At 65.9% G+C, this 20,914-nt stretch carries 17 protein-coding genes; 6 read left to right on the top strand and 11 right to left on the bottom strand.

All coding sequences use genetic code 11. The annotated features are described in order from the left end of the window. Together A2J02_RS16330 and A2J02_RS16335 are read left to right on the top strand one after the other, a co-directional pair. Positions 1 to 1,558 (top strand): MMPL family transporter (locus tag A2J02_RS16330; RefSeq protein WP_068051250.1); only part of this gene is annotated, 1,558 nt, incomplete at its 5' end. Positions 1,559 to 1,592: 34 nt separating this feature from the next. Continuing rightward, entirely contained in the window at positions 1,593 to 3,593 is a 2,001-nt protein-coding gene (locus A2J02_RS16335) for an SDR family oxidoreductase (RefSeq protein WP_068051252.1), read from the top strand. A 9-nt stretch (positions 3,594 to 3,602) separates the two neighbouring features. On the opposite strand, the gene A2J02_RS16340 is transcribed toward A2J02_RS16335, so the two are convergent. From A2J02_RS16340 to A2J02_RS16355, 4 genes are read right to left on the bottom strand one after another with little or no spacing between them, the layout of a single operon-like run. Further along, the gene (locus A2J02_RS16340; RefSeq protein WP_068051266.1) at positions 3,603 to 4,112 is read right to left on the bottom strand and encodes a hypothetical protein; all 510 of its coding nucleotides are present in this window, start codon (positions 4,110 to 4,112) and stop codon (positions 3,603 to 3,605) included. Positions 4,113 to 4,123: 11 nt separating this feature from the next. Further along, positions 4,124 to 4,888 (bottom strand): alpha/beta fold hydrolase, encoded by a 765-nt coding sequence (locus tag A2J02_RS16345; protein WP_068051254.1) that lies wholly within the window; start codon positions 4,886 to 4,888, stop codon positions 4,124 to 4,126. Between the two features lie 22 nt (positions 4,889 to 4,910). Further along, the gene (locus A2J02_RS16350) at positions 4,911 to 6,500 is read right to left on the bottom strand and encodes a DNA polymerase Y family protein (RefSeq protein ID WP_068051256.1); all 1,590 of its coding nucleotides are present in this window, start codon (positions 6,498 to 6,500) and stop codon (positions 4,911 to 4,913) included. Next, positions 6,497 to 7,321 (bottom strand): hypothetical protein, encoded by an 825-nt coding sequence (locus A2J02_RS16355; RefSeq protein WP_156516248.1) that lies wholly within the window; start codon positions 7,319 to 7,321, stop codon positions 6,497 to 6,499. The genes A2J02_RS16350 and A2J02_RS16355 overlap by 4 nt, the downstream gene beginning before the upstream one ends. 205 nt (positions 7,322 to 7,526) lie before the next feature. Between A2J02_RS16355 and A2J02_RS16360 the strand changes: the two genes are divergently transcribed. Next, the gene (locus A2J02_RS16360) at positions 7,527 to 8,750 is read left to right on the top strand and encodes a serine/threonine-protein kinase (RefSeq protein WP_231893962.1); all 1,224 of its coding nucleotides are present in this window, start codon (positions 7,527 to 7,529) and stop codon (positions 8,748 to 8,750) included. A 135-nt stretch (positions 8,751 to 8,885) separates the two neighbouring features. Here the strand turns inward: A2J02_RS16360 and A2J02_RS16365 are convergent, their stop codons facing one another. Genes A2J02_RS16365 through A2J02_RS16375 form a run of 3 tightly spaced genes read right to left on the bottom strand, consistent with a single transcriptional unit; the run spans position 8,886 to position 11,879 of the window. After that, the gene (locus A2J02_RS16365) at positions 8,886 to 9,893 is read right to left on the bottom strand and encodes a DNA polymerase III subunit beta family protein (protein ID WP_068051260.1); all 1,008 of its coding nucleotides are present in this window, start codon (positions 9,891 to 9,893) and stop codon (positions 8,886 to 8,888) included. Between the two features lie 52 nt (positions 9,894 to 9,945). Next, positions 9,946 to 10,593, bottom strand: coding sequence for a response regulator (locus A2J02_RS16370; RefSeq protein WP_068051262.1), 648 nt, complete (start codon positions 10,591 to 10,593; stop codon positions 9,946 to 9,948). Continuing rightward, positions 10,590 to 11,879: a sensor histidine kinase gene (locus tag A2J02_RS16375; protein ID WP_068051270.1), complete on the bottom strand. Its 1,290-nt coding sequence runs from the start codon at positions 11,877 to 11,879 to the stop codon at positions 10,590 to 10,592. The genes A2J02_RS16370 and A2J02_RS16375 overlap by 4 nt, the downstream gene beginning before the upstream one ends. A gap of 210 nt (positions 11,880 to 12,089) precedes the next feature. Here A2J02_RS16375 and A2J02_RS16380 point away from each other — a divergent pair, with 210 nt between their 5' ends. Both A2J02_RS16380 and A2J02_RS16385 read left to right on the top strand, forming a co-directional pair. Continuing rightward, positions 12,090 to 13,466: a PspC domain-containing protein gene (locus tag A2J02_RS16380; protein WP_068051272.1), complete on the top strand. Its 1,377-nt coding sequence runs from the start codon at positions 12,090 to 12,092 to the stop codon at positions 13,464 to 13,466. Beyond that, positions 13,463 to 13,723 carry a hypothetical protein gene (locus A2J02_RS16385; protein ID WP_231893964.1) on the top strand — a complete coding sequence of 87 codons (261 nt, stop codon included), beginning with the start codon at positions 13,463 to 13,465 and terminating at the stop codon, positions 13,721 to 13,723. Before A2J02_RS16380 ends, A2J02_RS16385 begins: the two co-directional genes overlap by 4 nt. 5 nt (positions 13,724 to 13,728) lie before the next feature. On the opposite strand, the gene guaA is transcribed toward A2J02_RS16385, so the two are convergent. The 4 genes from guaA to guaB all read right to left on the bottom strand — a co-directional run bounded on the left by guaA (position 13,729) and on the right by guaB (position 20,010). Continuing rightward, positions 13,729 to 15,318, bottom strand: coding sequence for a glutamine-hydrolyzing GMP synthase (guaA, locus tag A2J02_RS16390; protein WP_032397497.1), 1,590 nt, complete (start codon positions 15,316 to 15,318; stop codon positions 13,729 to 13,731). Between the two features lie 30 nt (positions 15,319 to 15,348). Beyond that, positions 15,349 to 17,103 (bottom strand): FAD-dependent oxidoreductase, encoded by a 1,755-nt coding sequence (locus A2J02_RS16395; protein WP_068051264.1) that lies wholly within the window; start codon positions 17,101 to 17,103, stop codon positions 15,349 to 15,351. 186 nt (positions 17,104 to 17,289) lie between these two features. After that, the gene (locus A2J02_RS16400; protein WP_037188243.1) at positions 17,290 to 18,429 is read right to left on the bottom strand and encodes a GuaB3 family IMP dehydrogenase-related protein; all 1,140 of its coding nucleotides are present in this window, start codon (positions 18,427 to 18,429) and stop codon (positions 17,290 to 17,292) included. A 57-nt stretch (positions 18,430 to 18,486) separates the two neighbouring features. Then, positions 18,487 to 20,010, bottom strand: a complete 1,524-nt coding sequence (guaB, locus tag A2J02_RS16405) for an IMP dehydrogenase (RefSeq protein WP_188078559.1) — start codon at positions 20,008 to 20,010, stop codon at positions 18,487 to 18,489. Between the two features lie 299 nt (positions 20,011 to 20,309). On the opposite strand from guaB, the gene A2J02_RS16410 reads away from it, so the two are divergent. Then, on the top strand, positions 20,310 to 20,714 hold the full coding sequence (locus A2J02_RS16410; protein WP_032378069.1) for a DUF5319 domain-containing protein: 405 nt from the start codon (positions 20,310 to 20,312) through the stop codon (positions 20,712 to 20,714). Positions 20,715 to 20,914 lie beyond the last annotated feature (200 nt).

Here is a 20,914-nt window from a genome sequence, read left to right on the forward strand (position 1 = left end):
CATCTTCGGCGGCGTCGTCGCCGCAGCGGTCCCGGTGTTCGTCGGCATCCTCAGCGTGCTCAGTTCACTGGCCATCCTGCGGGTGCTCACCGAGTTCACCGAAGTCAGCTCGTTCTCCATCAATGTCGCGTCGCTACTGGGGCTCGGCCTTGCCATCGACTACGGACTGTTCATCGTCAGCAGATTCCGCGAGGAACTACGCGGCGGGTCGACGCCGTTCGACGCGACCGTCCGCACGGTGTCCACCGCAGGCAAGACCGTCGTCTTCTCCGGACTGCTGCTGATCTGCGCATTCGCGGGCATGCTCGTCTTCCCGCAGGCGGTGATCCGATCCCTCGGGTTCGGGGCCATGGCGGCGGTGGCGAGCGCGGCCGTCCTGTCCCTGACGGTGATTCCGGCACTGCTCGCGATTCTCGGCCCCCGCATCAACTCCTGGACGTGGTCGCGTACCGCGTCCGATCGCAGCGATGCACGGGCACACAAGTTCTGGGGCGGCGTCGTCACCCGCGTGATGAAGCATCCGGGAATCGTCGCGGCCGTCATCGTCGCCGGGTTGCTGATCATCGCCACCCCGATCCTGAAAGTCTCACTCGGCGAGGTCGACTACACGGCGCTGCCGAAGGACAATCCTGCGCGCATGGCGTTCGAGACGCTCGGCACCGACTTCGAATCCACCGGCGAGGGTGCCACCGTGGTTCTTCGCGGCCTGGACGGCGTCAAGCCTCAGGGCGCACCCATCGCATCCCTCACCTCGGCTGTGGAATCCACACCGGGTATCGCTCGCGCCGAATTCCTGGGCTCCAAAGACGATTTCGTGACACTTCAGGCGTCCTACAGCGAGCCGACCGGCGGCCTGACCGAGGCCGAATCTCAATCCGAGGCAGTGTCTGCACTGCGCTCGATTGCCCCTCCCGACGGCACCGAGATACTCGTCGGCGGTGGACGAGCCAACGTCGACGACGGCAATGCTGCAATCGCGAAGTGGCTACCGGTGATGATCGCCATCATGGTCGTCTCGACGCTGGTGTTGCTGTTCCTCGCGTTCGGCTCGATCGTGCTGCCCGTCAAGGCCGTACTGATGGCCGGACTGAGCCTGGGCGCAACCTTCGGCGCACTCACGTGGGTGTTCCAAGAGGGCCACGGAGCCTCCCTGCTCGGCGTCACCCCAGGACCGCTCGAGTCGACGTTCGTCGTTCTCATCCTCGCAGTCATCTTCGGCTTGTCGACCGACTACGAGGTGTTCCTGATGTCGCGCATGGTCGAGGCCCGCGCGGCGGGAGCGACTACCGAGGAAGCGGTGATCTTCGGTGCCCAACGCACCGGACGCATCGTCACTGCGGCGGCGTTGATTCTGATCGTCGTCACCGGTGCCTTCACCATCTCGGGTCTGTCGATCATGAAGTTCCTCGGCGTCGGAGTCATTCTGGCTCTGATCATCGACGCGACGATCATCCGTATGTTGCTGGTTCCGTCCTTGGTCAAACTCATGGGCGAGGCCAATTGGTGGGCACCCGCCTGGATGAAGAAAGTGCACGAAAAAGCCGGTATCGGGCACTAGCACCGGAACTTACTTCGGAGTAGGGTCGGCTCGCATGGCGAACTTCATCGTAACCGGCGGTACCGGGTTTCTCGGGAAGAACGTGCTGCCCCGATTGCTCGACCGCGATGCACTCGCGGCAATCCACGTGCTGGTGCGTCCGAGTTCGGTGGCGCGGCTCGAGCGACTGGCACAGCACCTCGACGGCGGCGACCGAATTCACCCGCTGGTCGGCGACCTCACCGAGCCGGCGCTCGGACTCCGAGACGTGCCTTCCGACATCGACCACATCCTCCATCTCGGAGCCGTCTACGATCTGACCGCGGGCGACGAGCAGACCCCGACCAACGTCGCCGGAACGGCCTCGGTGATTCGTCTCGCCGAGAAGACGGGGGCTCGCCTGCACCACATCTCGTCGATCGCCGTCGCGGGCGATCACCGAGGAACGTTCTCGGAGAACGACTTCGACCTCGGTCAAGCCTTTCCGACGGCATATCACCGCACCAAATTCGAGTCCGAGAAGCTGGTGCGAGACAGCGCTGTGGACTGGCGGGTCTACCGGCCCGCCGCGATCATCGGCCACTCGGAGACCGGTGCGATCGACAAAGTGGACGGCCCGTACTACTTCTTCCCGTTCTTCGCCGAACTTGCCACGCTGCCTTCTGCCATACCGATCACGGTGCCGAAGATGGGCTCCACCAACCTCGTTCCGGTCGATTACGTCGCCGACGCCATCGTCGAGCTCGTACATCGAAACACTTCTTCCGGCAGCGTGTTCCATCTGGTGAACACGAGTCCGCAATCCATGGCCGAGGTGTATTCCGCATTTTCGTCGGCAGCCGGATCGCGAGCGAAGATCGTCGACATACCGGGTGCACTGGTCGCTCCGGTCGTCTCCCCCAAGTACCGAGCCGTACGCAAGCAACGCGACGCCGCCCTCCGTGATCTCGGCGTACCTCCGGTGATGCTCGAGCACTTGACCCTGCCCACGGTGTTCGAGTCGGCAGCGACACAGAAAGCATTGCAGGGCAGCTCGATTGCACCGCCTCCACTGCGCACGTACGCCGATCGCGTGTGGACCTACTGGCGGGAGAACTTCGACCCCAAGCGCAATCGCCGAAACGATCCGCGCGGGCCACTGTTCGGTCGTCACATCATCATCACCGGCGGCTCCTCCGGCATCGGCCGGGCCAGTGCCGAGGCGGCCGCACGCAAGGGCGCAGTGGTCATTCTTCTCGCACGCGGGCAGGATCAACTCGACGAAGTGGTCGAAAGAATTCGCGAATCAGGTGGCACTGCATACGGTTACCCGTGCGACGTGACCGACAGCGAGTCGGTCGAGCACACCGTGGAAACCGTTCTGAGCGAACACGGTCATGTCGACATGCTGGTCAACAATGCCGGGCGATCCATCCGCCGCTCGCTCTATCGGTCCACCGATCGGTTGCACGATTACGAGCGCACCATGGCCGTCAACTACTTCGGGGCAATTCGGTTGGTGCTGGCGCTGCTGCCACACATGCGTGAACGTCAGTTCGGGCACGTGGTCAACATCTCCAGCGCTGCCGTCCTGGGACACCCCCCACGGTTCTCCGCCTATGTCGCCAGCAAGGCAGCGCTCGACGGGTTCACCGATGTTGCTGCGGCAGAAACACTCTCGGACGGAATCACGTACACCACGATCCACATGCCGCTGGTGGACACTCCGATGATCACCCCGACGGGCGACAAGAACGTCGGCCCGGTGTTCTCACCGGAGAAGGCCGCGGCCATGGTGATCCGCGCATTGAGCGACAAGCCCAAACGCATCGATACGCCGCTGGGAACGCTCGGACAGTTCGGAGCCATCTTCGCCCCCAAGGGCAAGGACCGCACGATGCACCAGCACTACCGCACGTTCGCCGAATCCGCGGCTGCCAAAGGAGAAGCGCAGGTACCCCTCGAGGACGGAAAGGTGCCCTACCGAGTCCGGCCCTACGATCCGAAAGCTCCGAGCGCTCGCATTGGCAAAGTGATCCGTCGCGCCGGCAGATTGGTACCCGGCACCAGCTGGTGACCGGCGGGGTCAGCGCAGCAGTGCCTTTCCCCAGACACGCAGGAATCCCTGACTCAGGTGTGTCAGAGTGCCGATGGCCAGCACCCATTTGACGGTGCTGACCACGGTGGTGGCGCGAACGACGGTGTCGGTGATCTGTTCGCGGTTGTCCACCAGAATCAGTCCGACGATGTTCTCGATGTAGTCGCCGGCGGCAGAGGCCACGGGTGCGACGGCCAATGCAGTCGTCGCCGCAGGGCTCAGCGGCGTCTTGTCCGCCAGGCTCCTCGCGCCGGCACGCAATGCAACGGCGTAGATCGCCGGATGGACGAAATCGGGCAGATAGTGGCTGCGGAACCGGGCGATCTCGGTCTCGTCCATGCTCGCCAGGATCTGCCGATAACGCTCGGCGGACCACGCCGTCTGCACGGCAAGCACTTTCGGAGCTGCTGGGCCGAGCAGTCGGGCGATGTTGGCCTGGGATACGACGAACAGTGCCGACCAGCCCAGCATCCTGCGATCCAGCGCACTCGGTGTCATGTCCGAAGACACTAGTGCGTCAGAAACGGGAGGACGGTGGCCTCGAACGCCGAGTAGCCGTCACGATGAATGCTGTGTCCGGTGCGAAACGCCTCGACGCGGCAGGTCGAGATCTCGGAGACCATCGCGTCCAGTCGTTCCGGATCGACCATGCCGCCGGGACCGCCGCGAAGCACCAACGTCGGAGCAGCGATGTCGGCCAACGACTCCCACCACTGCGGATTCGGCCGACGGAACTGCTCGAGAGCAGTGGCGGTCATCGAGCGATCGAAGGCGAGTACCGCGCGGGGATGCAGAACGACGCTGCTCGCTGCGTGCCAGAGCTCGGTGATCGACGGCATCTTGCCGGTCAGCGTCGGCGGAGCGTCCCCCGGCCTGATCGGTATCGGGAGCTCTTCGAGTACCAGACGCCGAACGAGCTCCGGGCGACGTTGCGCGACGAGCGAGACCGCATATCCGCCGAGGGAATGGCCGACGAGATCGACTTCGTTCAGCCCGAGGTGGTCGATCAGGGCCAGCAGGTCTGCCCCGAAGGAATCGAACTCGTACGTGGACGTGTGCGCACTCTTGCCGTGCCCGCGCAGATCGACGGTGATCACCCGGCGGCCCTGCGCGGTGAGCGCCCGGGTGAACCGATCCCAGGTTGTGCTGTCACCGCCCATGCCGTGTACCAGCATCACCGGTGTCGATTCCGAGTTCGCATGCCCCAGCGGGGTGAACGAGCGATACGCGATATCGACGCCATCGAGGTCGACCGTCTCCGACATCATCTGCATTCCCTCGACGGTAGCGGTGCCGCTATTCGTAGATTCCTTCCACCCGCCACCGACCCTCGTCGAACACCAGCAGCAGGGCCCTCTCGTCGTCGAGCACCACCTGGGCTCGCGCCGTCGGACCCGTCGCCGCGTGGCCACTGTCCCACCATCGCTCGTCCACCGGCCACGGTCCGGCCAGACCCGTCAACGCCCATTCCTTGGTGCCCCAGCGCAACCGCGACGGGGGCGCATCGAACACACCACGATCGGTGACGCCGATTCCGGTTCCCGCTCGATTCATCAACGTCACTGTCGGACGTGTCTCGATCACTGCCGCCGGAGCAGGCTCGGGTAGCCGTCCCGGCCAAGGAGCCGACGGGTCGGATATCGGCACCAATTCGTCGCCGAGCGGACGCAACGTGATCCGCTCGGACGGCCCACGACCCCCACTGAGCACACCACCGAGCACCGATTCGCCACCGAGCAGACCCTGCACGCGCACCAACGCCCGACGCGCCCTCTCGTCCTCGTCGCCGACACTGCCCCACAACCCCAGTTGCAGCTCACCTGCGGCCACCACTTCGATCGGTTCGAGCCGCAGCACGGTGATCGCGGACGTCGGCTTGTTCTCGCTGCGCCCGGTGATCCAGCCGTCCAGTTGCCACCGCACACGATCGGCTGTTCCTTCCGGCGTCAACGGCTCCGCGCAGCGCCAGATCCGCGACAGGTTCTCACCGTTACCGGTACTGGCATGCACCAGCAGCCGAGTACACGCAACGGCAGCGGCGGCAAGCTTGGTGTGCAGCTGCTCGGCCAGGCCGCGCCCGGCGAAGGCAGCGGCGTCGACTCGATCGATCGGCGGGTCGCACAGGTACTCCACATCCAGGTCGGGTGGAAGAGCCCTGGCCGACGGCGGACGCTCGGGCTCGCCTCGTGCACTGCGATGCGCCAACACCGCGTCGGTACCGAACCGGGACGCCACATCCCCCGGAGACAGTGCAGCGAAGTCGCCGATGGTTCGTAGACCCAAGCGCCGCAACAGATCCACCAGCTCGCCGCGATCGGCAGCAGACATGCTCGGTTCCGCCGAGAGTTCCGCCACCGGCAACGGCGCGAGGAAGCCTGCACCCCCGCCGCGCGGCACCACCTGCGCATACCTCGCAGCGACGACCGCGGTGGACAGCTCGTCGGCGATACCGATCTGACATTCCACTCCGGCAGCCGACGCTTCGTCGATCAGCCGTTCCGCGGCCCGATGCTCGGTACCGAAATACCGTCCGACGCCGCGGGCAGAAAGAACCAGCAGGCCCGGTCGCAGTACTTCGACTCCCGGTGCGATGGCGGCGATCGCCGAGACCACGGGCTCGAACAGTCGCGCATCACGATCGGTATCAGCCAGAGCGACATGCACTTCCGGGCACCGCGCCTGCGCTTCCCGACGGCGCAGGCCGCGCTTGATGCCCGATGCCCGTGCCGTCGCCGAGCACGCGACGACCCGATTGGCCGAGGTGACGACCACCGGATGCGTCGCAGGGAGATCGGCCTGGGCAGCTGCTGCAACGGCAGGCCAATCGGGGCACCACAGAGCCAGAACACGGTTGGCATGAACACGGCTGGAGCGGTCGATGCTCATGTCGAGACCGCGATCGACAACGGATTCTGTTCGCGCCCCTCGGCATGCCACTCGATGCGGCCGTTCTCCGAACGCAGGTCGAGTCGAACGGTGCGGGGGCGCATCGCCTTGCCGCGCGCGCACACCGACAATCGGACGCCGCGGAGCCGGCCGCGTCCCAGCTCCCGACCGGTACCCAGACCGTCGTAACCGTGCACCGACGCGTCCAGTCGTAGTTCTGCCCCGTCCCAGTGTCCATCGGTCACCAGCAGCGTAGAACCCTTGCTCCGTGCCCTGGCCACCACAGCTCTGGCCCGAGTGGGTGATACGGACATGCCACCGAGACCGAGCACCACGAGGTCCACACCGTCGAGCAGGATTGCCGCCACTTCCACCGGATCGGGGCCCGGATCGGGAATCAGAGCCAGTTTGCTCAGCTGTGCGCCCATCTCCACCGCGGCGAGAACTCCGAAACGAGGCTGCCCGATGACGGCGACATGCCCACCGGCACCTGTCACGGCAGCCACCAAACCGATCAGCAACGAGCCTGCACCGGACACCGAGGCCACCGTTCCACGCACCAGCCCACCGTGCGGCAGCACGTCGATCAGCGCAGAGGGCACCGGAAGGACGGACCGCTGACGGACCGCACGCACCGGCTCGGCCTCGCCCCGATCCGAGCGAACGGGATCGGGATCGGGGACCGAATTCTCGATGCGTACCGACGCCGTTTCGCCCCGCGAGGGCACGGCAGCCATCCTGCTACGCAGCAACGCGACACGCTCCGGCAGCGACAACCCGTCGAGCGCATCCGGCGTGACAGAAGCTCCCGATACAGTCATGTCACTCCCCTTCGCGGCGTAGAAAATCGAGCCGAAACTTCGGTGTTCGACGGACGCGGGAAGTGGCGCATTCGAACACAATTTCGATCTGCACTCAGTAAAGCCGCTCGGACGGCAACTCGTCAAGGTGATGCCGAAGCCCCTGGTAGATGCCTCCGTTCCGTGGCTGCAGGCACGTCCCGCCATCGTCAACTAACCTGTGGACGTGACGGATCAGCAGCGTGTTCGACGGGGCGTCGGGCCCGACTACCTCCTGGCAGGCAGATACCGCCTGGCCGGCAAACTCGGCGGTGGAGGCATGGGCGCGGTATGGCTCGCCACCGACACACTTCTGCACCGTCAGGTGGCCGTCAAGCAGGTCACGTCCACCACTCGACTGACCCCTCAGCAGGCCGAGGAAGTACGCAACCGGGCCATGCGCGAGGGACGCATCGCTGCCCGACTCTCCAGCCCGCACGCCATCGCGATGCACGACGTCGCTCTCGTCGACGGTGAGCCGTGGTTGGTCATGGAATACCTGTCCTCGCGCAGTCTCGCGCAGGCCCTCGGCACCACCGATTCGCTACCACCGTTCGAGGTCGCTCAGATCGGCGCACAGATCGCCGATGCACTGACCGAGGCGCACGAGGCCGGAATCGTGCACCGCGACATCAAGCCTGGCAACATTCTGATCGCCGATCGCGGCAAGGATCTGGGCATCGTCAAGATCAGCGACTTCGGCATCTCCCGCGCCAAGGGAGACGTCGAAGAAGCCGACGACAGTGTGATCACCGGCACCCCGGCATATTTCGCCCCCGAGGTCGCGCGCGGACAGGACCCCACCGCGTCCAGCGACGTATTCTCCCTCGGCGCAACGCTGTACACGGCCATGGAAGGCAAACCGCCGTTCGACATCGATCACGATTCGATCGCACTGCTGCACCGAGTTGCCAAGGGGCAGATCATCGCTCCCACCCGCAGCGGCGATCTCACGGGACCGTTGCTGCACATGCTCGAGCCCGATCCTGCCCGACGCCCCACCATGGCGCAGGCGCGCGACGAGATCATCGTCGCCGCGATCAGCAAGCGCGGCACCATAGCTCAACTGCGCGGGGCACCGCTGACATCTGCGGACGGTGTGGTCCCGGCATGGGCCAGGCGCTCGACACCGGTCTCCGAATCTCGCCGTCCGTCGCGGGAGTTCGGCAGAACCATCGCGGGCCTACCGGCCGTGCAACCCGGTGAGAGCCAAGCCAATCCGGTCCCGTCCACGTATTCGCCACCACCGTTCGACCTGCCGAAAAAGAAGAAGAACCCGATCGACGACGTCCTGATGCGGATCGAGGACGTCATCGGCGATCGAACGTCGATTCCGTCGACCGCAATCCTCGCAGCACTCGTGCTCGCCGTCGTGGTCGTTCTCGTTCTGGTGATCATGCTTGTGATCTGACCCTCGACACCGATCTCCGCATCGGATTTCCCCCGACCCGACAGCACCCGCAACCACGCGTCGACGATGGGATCGGCAAGTACCCGCCATCGAAAGTCGATGTAGCCGAGAACTTTCGGGCACGTCGCCCATCGATCAGCCGAGAACCGGCATCACCAGCGTCGTCAGAGCGCCGTCGACTGCCGACCGCACCAGCATCGGCTGATCCGGCGCGGCGATATCGAGCATCAGGTCCGGCCCGACGGCCGATGCGACGGCAGCCTGCAGGACGGCCGCGTCGAAGAACACCGTCATCTCGGTACCGGTGACCCGTGCGGGGACGACAACACCCTCGACCGTCAGGCCGTCCGGGCCTGCGTCGATCCGCAGCGTGCCGCTGTCGAGGGGAACGAAATCTCGTTGCACCACAACCCGCGTCGCAGTCGGGGCCAGACCGTCGACGATCGTCCGCCAGTCGGGGAAGTCGCCGTCGACGAGATCCACGGTGTGCTGGACGCCTTCGGACTCGAGCATCATCGCGTCGTCGGTTGCCGTCAACGCACAGTTCCCCGACGCGGGTAGAGACCCGAGGGAGCCGACCGCTGCGATACGCGACCAGGATGCACCGGGTGAGCTCTGCGCGACGAGGCTTCGAGTGGAGAGTCGGTACCGATCCGTCGCGGTGAGCGTGACAGTGCCACCGTCCACCTCGACCAACACGCCCCGCAGCACCGGAAACTCCTCGCTCGTTCCGGCCGCCGACGCGACCTGTTCCACCGCCGACGCGAAGTCGGCAGCAGATACCGTTGCTGTGCAGTACTTTTCGTCGAACAACCGGCGAATGGAGACCGCAGCCTCGGCTGCTGCCCGGGCGCGCGCGGCAAGCTCCTCGACGTGCCGATCCACCATCTCCACCGCTGCAGCTCCGTCGCCGTCGAGGGCGGAGGCCACGGTGTCGAGCGGCATGCCGATTTCGCGGAGTTGGCGGATGATGTTCGCTCGCTTCGCTTGTGCTCGGGTGTAGTAGCGATAGCCGGACTTGGCGTCGATGGATGCCGGCACGAGCAACCCACAGTCGTCGTAGAAGCGAAGGGCACTGGGGGTCAGCCCGCTCGCGCGAGCGAACACACCGATGGTCAGGAATTCTTGGTCCGAATCAGTCATGGGGAAATCCTGAGGCTTCGGGTAGGTCGAAGGTCAAGCGAGATCCGGTCACCTAGTCGATTCGACGCTTGTGCGCCCATCTGGTGAGCGCATTCCTGTTGGACTGCTGAGTCTTTCGGAGAACGTTCGAGGCGTGCGTCTCGACGGTCTTGACCGAGATGAACAGATCCTCGGCGATCTCACGATAGGTGTACCCGCGGGCCAACAACCGCAGCACCTCCAGTTCACGGGGCGTCAGCGAATCCAGTTCCGGATCCAGCGGGGGCTCCGGAGCGGCGCTGCGACCGGTGAACGAGTCGAGGACGAACCCGGCCAGGCGGGGGCTGAACACGGCATCTCCCCCGGCGACGCGTCGAACACCGTCGGCGAGCTCAGAGCCGGAGATCGTCTTGGTGACGTATCCCCTTGCCCCGGCACGGATGACGGCGATGACGTCCTCGGCGGCGTCGGACACACTCAGAGCGAGACACACCGGCCCCTCGGAGATACGGTTCAACACGGCCACGCCGCCGCCGTCGGGCATGTGCACGTCGAGCAACACCACGTCCGGCTTGGTCGATTCGATTCCCGAGACCGCCTCGGCGACGCCTCCCGCTTCCCCGACTACCTCGATGTCCGCCTCGCGGCCGAGTTCGGCTCGCACACCGGAACGGAACACCGCATGGTCGTCGACCAGGAAAACGCGGAAAGGTTCGGTCACGTCGGCTGCTCCTGCTGGGTGGATTCGGATGATTCGGTGGTCACGGAGGCACCGTTGCGGGGCATGAAGATTCGCACTTCGGTTCCCTTGCCGACGGTCGACCGTACCTGCACCGTGCCGCCGCGGCGCTCGATGCGTCCCCGAATGGACTTTGCCAGGCCCTGTCGATCCTCGGGTACCGCGGACTCGTCGAATCCGGTGCCGCGGTCGCGAACGAAAACACTGACCTGGTCCGGTTCGGTTTCGGCGTACAGGTCGATATTGGTCTCACCGGAGTGCTTGGCCGCGTTGACCAGTGCTTCTCGGGTTGCACCCAGCAGAGCGGTGAAACTTTCCCTGGACAGGCCGGATTCGACGTCGTCGGGCAGTAGTTGCACGTCACCGACCGTGATCGGTCTGACGGTGACACCGTGCTGATCCTCGACCTCACCGGAGATGGTCTCGAGCGCATCGGACAAGTTCGAGTTGTCGGTGTCGCCGCCGTCGAACAGCCACTTGCGTAGTTCACGCTCCTGGCCGCGCGCCAACCGCATCACCTCCTGTGGACGATCGGACTGCTTCTGGATCAGGGCCAGTGTCTGCAGCACCGAATCATGCAGGTGCGACGCGATTTCCTCGCGTTCGTCGTTGCGGATGCGCGCAGACCGCTCGGCACCGAGCGCACGCCAGGTGCGCAACCAGATGGGAACCGTCAACAGGCCGACGCCGACGAGAGTGACCACCACCGCCAGCAAGGACGAGCGCAGCGCCGCCAGATCGACGCGGGCGAGCACCACCACGGCGAGACCGAGCACGATCAACGTCGCTCCGCCGACGACCCTCGCCCAACTCAACACGGTCGGATGCTTGGGGAGCCCCAGAGCCGTTCGCGGGCCCTCGGAGTCGAACTCGCGCCACACCAGGGCAGCACCGATCACCACGACGATGACCGGCACGATGACCGAAGCAGCGGTGCCGCTGAGTAGCCAGGCGAGCCCGACGGCGAGGCCGAGACCGATGGCAGCCAACCCGAGCGCACGCTGACGTTCGGCGGCACTCGGGTGCGCAGTGTCCTCGCCCGCGGGCGTGAACATCCAGATCAGTCCGTAGGCGGCAATTCCGGCACCGGCCGACGCGGCGAGCAGTGCGAATGCGACCCGGACCTTGAACACGTCGACGCCGAGGTGGTCGGCGAGACCACCTGCGACGCCGCCGACGATGCGTCCGCCGCCGCGTCGTTGGAAGGCGGCAGGAGCGGAGCCTGCAGAAGCGACAGGGAAAACAGGAGCGGCATGGGTGACCGGCACGTCGCCGGCTTCGGAAGATGTGTTGCGGGCGGCGTCAACGGGTGGATTGTCGACAGGGTGCACGCCTCGATCCTGGCACGGACCGGGTCGGTGTCGCATCAGGGTTCGCCCTGATGTTTTCGCGCGTTCACCGACGTCCGATCACGCTCGGGGTGGATATCAGGGGTATCCCTGATGTGTTTCTCGACCGGCACCGCCACGATGATTGGCATGAGCAACGTGACCGTCTCGGATCAACTTCAGCAGATGTGGCGCACCCGTCCGCACCGCTTGCCGCAACGCGGGCATGTGGCGGGTGTTGCGGCCGGTATCGGCTACCGCTACGACGTCGACCCCGTTCTGATTCGGATCGCGTTCGTCGTCTCCACCTTGTTCGGCGGTACCGGCATCGTGCTGTATCTGGCGGGGTGGCTGGTGCTCAACCGCGCCGGTGATACGTCGTCGGGTGCGGAGTCGCTGGTCGGGCGTGGGAACAGCTCCGATTCGACGACCAAGATGGTGGTCGTGGCAGTGGCCTTGGTCATCGCGGTGTCGACCATCGGCCCGGTAGGTGTCGGACTCGGCGGTTCGGGGCTGATCTCACTGGTGGCGATGCTCGGTGGACTGTGGCTGCTGCACCAACGGTGCCCGGAGCCGCCGCCGTACATGCGGACGGCGGAGTTCTCCCGTAATCGCTACGCTCCGATGCCTTTCGGCTCGACCAGCACATCGGCCGAGCAGTGGACGGCCGCGCAGTATCGTCCGCCACAGTTCCAGCACGAGCGCTACACCCCGTACACGACCCTGCCGAAAAGCTACGTTCCGACGCCGAAGCCCATCGAGCACAACGGCATCGACGCCGACGCGCTCACCGTGAACCTGAGCAAGTCGACCGCATCCGCCGAGAAGCCGGCCGACCTGCCCACCGACCTGCCGACCGTGACTCCCCCGTCGTGGGATCCGCTCGGTGTGGCCCCGTTCGCCTGGGATCTTCCCGAACCGGCTGGCACCTTTCCGCCTGCGGCGATCGAACGCAAGCGCCGATCACGTTGGACGGCAAGCTTTCTCGGCCTGGCTCTGCTCGCTGCCGCAGTCACCGCAGCAGTCGGTTCGGCTACCGGAGGAGACTGGGCATCACCGGGCCGTGTCGGTGCCGTCGCTCTGGCAGTCATCTCTGTGGGACTCGTATCGGGCGCGTTCCTACGCAAGGGCTACGGACTGCTGGTGGTCGCAGCACCATTGGCCGGCTTCGTCGTTCTGGCGTCGGCGGTCGGTCCGGTGGACCTGAACAACAGAGTGCCAGGGAATCAGACGATCGCCCCACTCACCGCCGCCGAGCTCGACCCCTCCTACGACGTCGGGGCCGGCGAGCTGAACCTCGACCTCACCGGCCTCGAACTCGCCGAAGACCACACCGTCGAGATCGATGTGGCGCTGGGCAGCGCGTCGGTCACCGTGCCCGCTTCGATGAACGTGATCGTGGAGTGCGAGGCGGCGATCGGTCAGTGCCCCACCGAGACACGCTTCGGTCCTGGCACCACCGATACTCCGGTTCTGACAATCGTGGGCGATCTGGCACTCGGCGAACTGAAGGTGGAGAACCCGTGAAGAAGAACAAGACCGACCGCATCGGACTTGACCACGGCAGCAGCGATTCCGACACCGAGGATCACACCTCCAGCCGACGCGGGCCCTCGGCTCTGTTGCTCCTCGCCGGCCTCGCTGCCATGGTCGTCTCGGTCGCAGCACTCATCGGCCGAGATGCGATCGCGGCACTGGGCGACGTCCAGTTCCGCTGGGTGTTCGTCGTAGCCGCGGTGGTCGTGGGCTTCGCGCTTCTACTGGGCCCCAGCAGAAAGAGCTGACGCCGTCACTCCCACTCGATGGTGCCCGGCGGCTTGCTGGTGACGTCGAGAACGACTCGGTTGACCTCCGGAACCTCGTTGGTCACCCGAGTCGAGATCGTTTCCAACACGTCGTACGGCAGCCTGGTCCAGTCCGCCGTCATCGCGTCCTCGCTCGACACCGGACGCAGCACGATCGGGTGCCCGTAGGTACGGCCATCGCCCTGCACTCCGACGCTGCGAACATCGGCCAGCAGCACCACCGGGCACTGCCAGATCTGCTGATCCAATCCCGCGACCGTAAGTTCTTCTCGGACAATGGAATCGGCATGACGGAGCGTGTTCAGACGGTCGCGGGTGATCTCACCGACGATGCGGATCGCCAGGCCGGGTCCGGGGAACGGCTGCCTGCCGACGATGTCCTCGGGCAATCCCAGTTCGCGTCCGACTGCACGCACCTCGTCCTTGAACAGCGCACGCAGCGGCTCGACCAGGGCGAACTGCAGATCGTCCGGCAGTCCGCCGACGTTGTGGTGACTCTTGATGTTCGCGGTACCGGACCCGCCGCCGGACTCGACGACATCCGGGTACAACGTGCCCTGCACCAGGAACTCGACGGCGTCGCCGTGCTCGGCGTTCTCGCCCAGCACCTCGGCCACAGCACCTTCGAAGCTCCGGATGAACTCCCGGCCGATGATCTTGCGCTTCTCCTCCGGGTCGGAGACGCCCTCGAGCGCGCCGAGGAAGGTGTCGACCGCATCGACCGTGACGAGCTTGGCTCCGGTCGCGGCCACGAAGTCCTGCTGCACCTGCTCCCGCTCGCCGGCGCGCAGCAGTCCGTGGTCGACGAAGACACAGGTCAAACGGTCACCGATGGCCCGCTGCACCAGTGCCGCCGCCACCGCGGAGTCGACGCCGCCCGAGAGGCCACAGATGGCCTTGCCAGTGGGGCCCACCTGCTCCTGCACTGCGTCCACCAGAGCGTCGGCGATATTGGCCGCAGTCCAATCCGGGGCGATGCCCGCTGTTTCGTGCAGGAATCGGCTGAGCACCTGCTGCCCGTGCGGGGAGTGCAGAACCTCGGGGTGATACTGCACGCCCGCCATGCGCTTGCCCTCGTTCTCGAAGGCAGCCACCGGCGCGCCTGCGCTGGTGGCCGTGACCGTGAAGCCTTCCGGGGCCGCGGTGACCGCGTCACCGTGACTCATCCAGACCGGCTGCGTTGCGGGCAGACCGTCGTGCAGACGACCGCCGTCCACGCTGAGTTGAGTGCGTCCGTACTCCCGCGTTCCGGTGTGTTCGACGGTTCCGCCGAGGGCCTGGGCCATGGCCTGGAATCCGTAGCAGATGCCGAACACGGGGATGCCGAGGTCGAGGAGAGCGGAGTCGAGCTCGGGCGCACCCTCGGCGTAGACGCTGGAGGGTCCACCGGAAAGCACAAGCGCGACAGGGTCCTTCGCCGCGATCTCCTCGGCCGTCGCGGTATGCGAGATCACCTCGGAGTACACGTTGGCCTCGCGCACACGGCGGGCGATCAACTGCGCGTACTGGGCGCCGAAATCGACGACGAGAACCGGGCGTGCGTGTGCGGGATCGTGTGCAGAGGAGTCGGTCACCGGGTCAGTCTAGTGGGACTGTTCCAGCACTCATGCAACACCCGAATGCTCGACGGGCATCGCCGAGGAACCCGACCGAATCTCCACGATCGGCAGTCGCAGACCGCCCGGAGCATCCACCGGGACGACCGGAGAGTTCGGGGCGATCGGATCGAGACGCTGGTACGGCAGCCCCTGTGCCGGACGGAGATCCAGCTCGCCCTTGTTCGGCCACAGTGCCGCGGAACGCTCGGCCTGCGCGCTGATGGTCAGCGACGGGTTCACTCCGAGGTTGGCCGAGACGGCGGCCCCGTCGACCACACTGAGCGTCGGGTAGCCGTGGACGCGGTGGTACGGATCGATGACGCCGTGCTCGGAGTCCGTGGCGATGGCGCAGCCGCCCAGGAAGTGGGCCGTGAGTGGGATGTTGAACAGTTCACCCCAGGTACCCCCTGCGACGCCGCCGATCTTCTTGGCGATGCGGCGGGTGGCGTCGTTGCCCTCGGGGATCCAGGTCGGGTTGGGCTCACCGTGACCCTGTTTGCTCGAGATCTTGCGGCCGAACGGCCCGCGCTTGGTGAACGTGGTGATCGAGTTGTCGAGGTTCTGCATCACCAGCGCGATGATGGTGCGCTCGCTCCAGTGCCGGACGTTGACGACGCGGACGAACTGGATCGGATGCGCGATCAGCGCGAACACGAACTTGAGCCACCGTGGGATTTTTCCGCCGCCGTCGGTCATCAACGTCTGCAGCATGCCCATCGCGTTCGAGCCCTTGCCGTAGCGGCACGGTTCGATGTGGGTGTTGGGGCTGGGATGGAACGAGGACGTGATCGCGACTCCGCGGGTGAGGTCCATGTTCGGATCGACCGCCAGCTTGGCCGCTCCGACGATCGACTCGGAGTTGGTGCGCGTCAGCTCCCCGAGCGTGTCCGACAGACGGGGCAGCGCACCCGTGTCCTTCATCTTGTGCAGTAGGTTCTGCGTGCCCCAGGTGCCTGCGGCGAGAACGACATTGGCTGCGCTGTAGGTCTTGCGCCCCTTGCGAAGCCGAGCGCCGGTGCGTTCGGTGTCGACGTCCCAGGTGCCGTCGGATCGCGGAACGAGACCGGTGACGGTCGTCATCGGCACGATCTCGGCTCCTGCGCGCTCGGCCAGGCCGAGGTAGTTCTTCAGCAGGGTGTTCTTGGCTCCGTGGCGGCAACCGGTCATGCACTCGCCGCACTCGATACATCCGGTGCGTTCGGGACCTGCGCCGCCGAAGTACGGGTCCGGGACGGTCTTGCCGGGCTCGTCTCCGAAGAACACGCCCACCGGGGTCTGAATGAAGGTGTCGGCAACGCCCATGTCCTCGGCAACCGACTTCATCACCTCGTCGGCGGGGGTCATGTGCGGGTTGCGCACGACGCCGAGCATGCGGGTGGCCTGGTCGTAGAACGGGGAGAGTTCACTGCTCCAGTCGGTGATGTGCGCCCACTGCTTGTCCTCGAAGAACGGTGCCTGAGGCTTGTAGAGGGTGTTCGCGTAGTTCAGCGAGCCGCCGCCGACTCCGGCACCGGCGAGGATGAGGCAGTCGCGCAGCAGGTGCACGCGCTGGATGCCGTAGAGGCCGAGCTTCGGAGCCCACAGGAAACGCTTGAGGTCCCAGCTGTTCTTCGCGAAGTCCTTGTCCTCGAAGCGCTGCCCGGCTTCCAGGATGCCGACGCGGTATCCCTTCTCCACCAGGCGCAGCGCGGTGACACTTCCGCCGAAGCCCGAACCGACGATCAAGACGTCGTAATCCGTGGCGCGAACAGCTGAACCCATGGTGACCTCCGCTACATCCGATGCTGTCGAACAGTATGCACACCCCCATGTGACTACCGCCACAAGCGATTCTAGCTGTTACGAGAGGTATCACCAACCCAGGGTCGACTTACGTGGACGCAATGCAGCAGAAAGGGCGCGCACCCCAGTGTGAGAGGAGTACGCGCCCTGCTGGAACCGACGTCGTCAAGCCCTGACGTTCAGGCCCACCTTCTGGAATTCCTTGAGATCGGAGTATCCGGACTTCGCCATCGACCGACGCAGTCCGCCGACGAGGTTGATCGAGCCGTACGACTCACGCGACGGTCCGTTGAGCACCTGATCCAGGCTCGGACGGTCCCCCGCCGACATCGGCAGCAGCGCGCCGCGCGGCATGGACGGGTGCGCAGCGGCAGACGGCCAGTACCAACCTCCGCCGGGAGCCTCGGCAGCGACGGCCAGCGGAGCACCGAGAACCGCAGCATCGGCCCCGCAGGCGATGGCCTTGGCGAGGGCACCGGAGGTCGTGATGTCGCCGTCGGCGATGACGTGCACGTAGCGCCCGCCGGTTTCATCGAGATAGTCCCGACGCGCCGCGGCCGCATCGGCGATGGCGGTGGCCATCGGAACGCCGATACCGAGCACCTCACCGGTGGTCGTGCCACCTTCGACCGAACCGTAACCGACGATGACGCCTGCCGCACCGGTACGCATCAGATGCAGTGCGGTGCGGTGATCGCTCACGCCGCCGGCGATGACGGGAACGTCGAGCTCCGCGATGAAGGTCTTGAGGTTGAGCGGCTCGTCCTCGCCGTGCGCAACGTGCTCGGCGGAGATGATCGTGCCCTGGATGACCAGCAGATCCAGGCCCGATGCAACGAGGGCAGGGGTGAGCGAGCGAGCGTTCTGGGGGCTCACCCGAACCGCGACGGTCACCCCGGAGTCGCGGACCTGACCGACCGCTGCGGCCAGCAGATCCGGCCGGAGCGGTGCGGCGTGCAGTTCCTGCAGGAAGGCGATCGGCGCGTCGGGATCGAGATCGGTCTCGGCGATGTGGATCAGCTGATCGATCTTGGCCTGCACGTCCGAGTGGCGGGCCCACAGCCCTTCACCGTTGATGACCCCCAACCCACCCTGTCGACCCAGCTCGATCGCGAACTCGGGCGAAACCAGAGCATCGGTCGGATGCGCGAGGAGGGGAATGTCGAAGCGGTACGCGTCGAGCTGCCATGCCGTCGACACCTCCTTCGACGACCGGGTACGACGGGACGGCACGATGTCGATGTCGTCCAGCTGGTAGGTGCGGCGGGCTTCTCTGCCCATGCCGATTTCAACGAGGTCGCGCACGCGCGCACCTTTCTACTTCGGGAGCGAATCGAATCGGCCCAGGACAGGCCGAAGCGACTATCGGGTGGTGTAGTTCGGGGCCTCTGCGGTCATCGTGATGTCGTGGGGGTGGCTCTCCTTGAGCCCGGCCGCCGTGATCTGCACGAACTGAGCCTTCTGCAGGTCCTCGATCGAGGTGGACCCGGTGTACCCCATCGCAGCGCGCAGACCACCGGTGAGCTGGTGGATGACCTGATTCAACGGTCCGCGGTACGGGACGCGACCTTCGATGCCCTCGGGCACCAACTTGTCCTCGGCCAACACGTCGTCCTGGAAGTAGCGGTCCTTGGAGAACGACTTCGCTCCCCCGCGTCCCTGCATCGCGCCGAGCGAACCCATTCCGCGGTAGCTCTTGAACTGCTTGCCGCCCACCAGGATCAGCTCACCCGGGGACTCGGCGGTACCGGCCAGCAACGATCCGAGCATGGCGGTCGAGGCACCGGCAGCGAGAGCCTTGGCGATGTCACCGGAGAACTGCATACCGCCGTCGGCGATGACCGGCACACCGTGCGGCTTGCACGCGGCCACGGCTTCGAGGATGGCGGTGATCTGCGGAGCGCCGACACCTGCGACCACACGGGTGGTGCAGATCGATCCCGGTCCGACGCCCACCTTGACCGCATCCGCGCCTGCCTCGACGAGAGCGAGTGCGCCCGCGCGGGTGGCAACGTTGCCGCCGACGACCTGAACGCGGTCGCCCACCTCCGCCTTGAGCTTGCTGACCATCTCGAGCACCTGCGAATTGTGGCCGTGTGCGGTGTCGACGATGATGACGTCCACCCCGGCGTCGGTCAGCGCCATCGACCGAGCCCAGGCATCCTGCCCGACGCCCACAGCGGCACCGACCAGCAGTCGACCGTCACGGTCCTTGGTGGCGTCGGGGTGCTGCTCGGTCTTGACGAAGTCCTTCACGGTGATCAGGCCGGTCAACGCACCTTTGCCGTCCACGATCGGCAGTTTCTCGATCTTGTGACGGCGCAGCAGGCCGAGCGCCGCTTCCGCAGTCACGCCCTCCTGTGCGGTGATCAACGGGGCCTTGGTCATCACGTCGGCGACGCGGCGATTCTGATCGACCTCGAATCGCATGTCGCGGTTGGTGATGATGCCGACCAGTGCGCCGGTCTCGTCGGTGACGGGAAGACCGGAGATACGGAACCGCGCACACATGGCGTCGACCTCGGCCAACGAGTCGGTGGGCTTGCAGGTGACGGGGTCGGTGACCATCCCGGCCTCCGAACGCTTGACCGTCTCGACCTGGGACGCCTGATCCTGCAGTGACAGGTTGCGGTGCAGCACGCCCATACCGCCCGCGCGGGCCATGGCGATGGCCATCCGGGCCTCGGTGACGGTGTCCATGGCCGAGCTGACCAGCGGCACTCGCAAGCGGATCTCGCGGGTGATCTGGCTGGACGTATCGACCGAGCTGGGAATCAGATCCGAAGCGGCCGGCAGCAGCAGGACGTCGTCGAACGTGAGGCCGAGCATCGCGACCTTGTTGGGATCGTCGCCGCCTGTGCGGACGTGGGCTCCGGGACTACTCATGCGAATCTGGCCCTCCCTAGAGCCTGGTTGCGCTTCGGCGCGGCGTGCGGCCGGTGAGAGCTCGCAGGCGCACCGCAGTGCGGGATTGGAGAACGGATGGAGTTTCGGCACTTGCACTCATCTGTTCAGCGCCGTGAACCATGGTATCGGCTAGGGCACAACCAGTGCGAATGCGTCTCGCTGTCAGTGGCCTGCGAGCCCCGAAACGACGGTCCTCGGCGTTGTCGGTGGCGGGTACGTCCGGCATGTCGCGTTCGAACGGCTGGCGCAGACCCACCAGTCCTGCGTACCGTGGAGGCGTGCGCGATCAACTGCCTCCCGGTCTACCCCCGGATCCGTTCGCCGGAGACCCAGCCGACCCGTCGGCCGCCCTCGACGCCATCGAGCCAGGCCAGCCCCTCGATCCTCAGGAGCGCCTGGCCGTCGAAGAGGATCTGGCGGACCTGGCTGTCTACGAGGCTCTCCTGGGCCACCGCGGCATCCGCGGCCTCGTCGTGTGCTGCGAGGACTGCCAGCAGGACCACTACCACGACTGGGACATGCTGCGCGCGAATCTGCTCCAGCTGCTCGTCGACGGAACCGTCCGGCCGCACGAGCCTGCCTACGACCCTGTACCCGACGCCTACGTGACCTGGGACTACTGCCGAGGTTTCGCCGACGCTTCCATGAACGACGCGTTGCACGGCGACGGATTCGACAGCTGAACCCTGACTTCCGACACGAAGAAGCCCGACACGATGATCGTGTCGGGCTTCTTCGTTGCCGGTGAAAGATCGAGAACCTGTCAGCTGCCGCCGGATGGAACCGACATACGGTCGCGGTTCTCCGAGGAGCTGCTGCCTCCGGCGGTTGCCGTCGGCTGACCGGGCTCTTGCAGCACCGTCGGCACGACGTCGGTGGGCGT

The organism is Rhodococcus sp. EPR-147, from assembly GCF_001647185.1.
Lineage (GTDB): Bacteria > Actinomycetota > Actinomycetes > Mycobacteriales > Mycobacteriaceae > Rhodococcoides.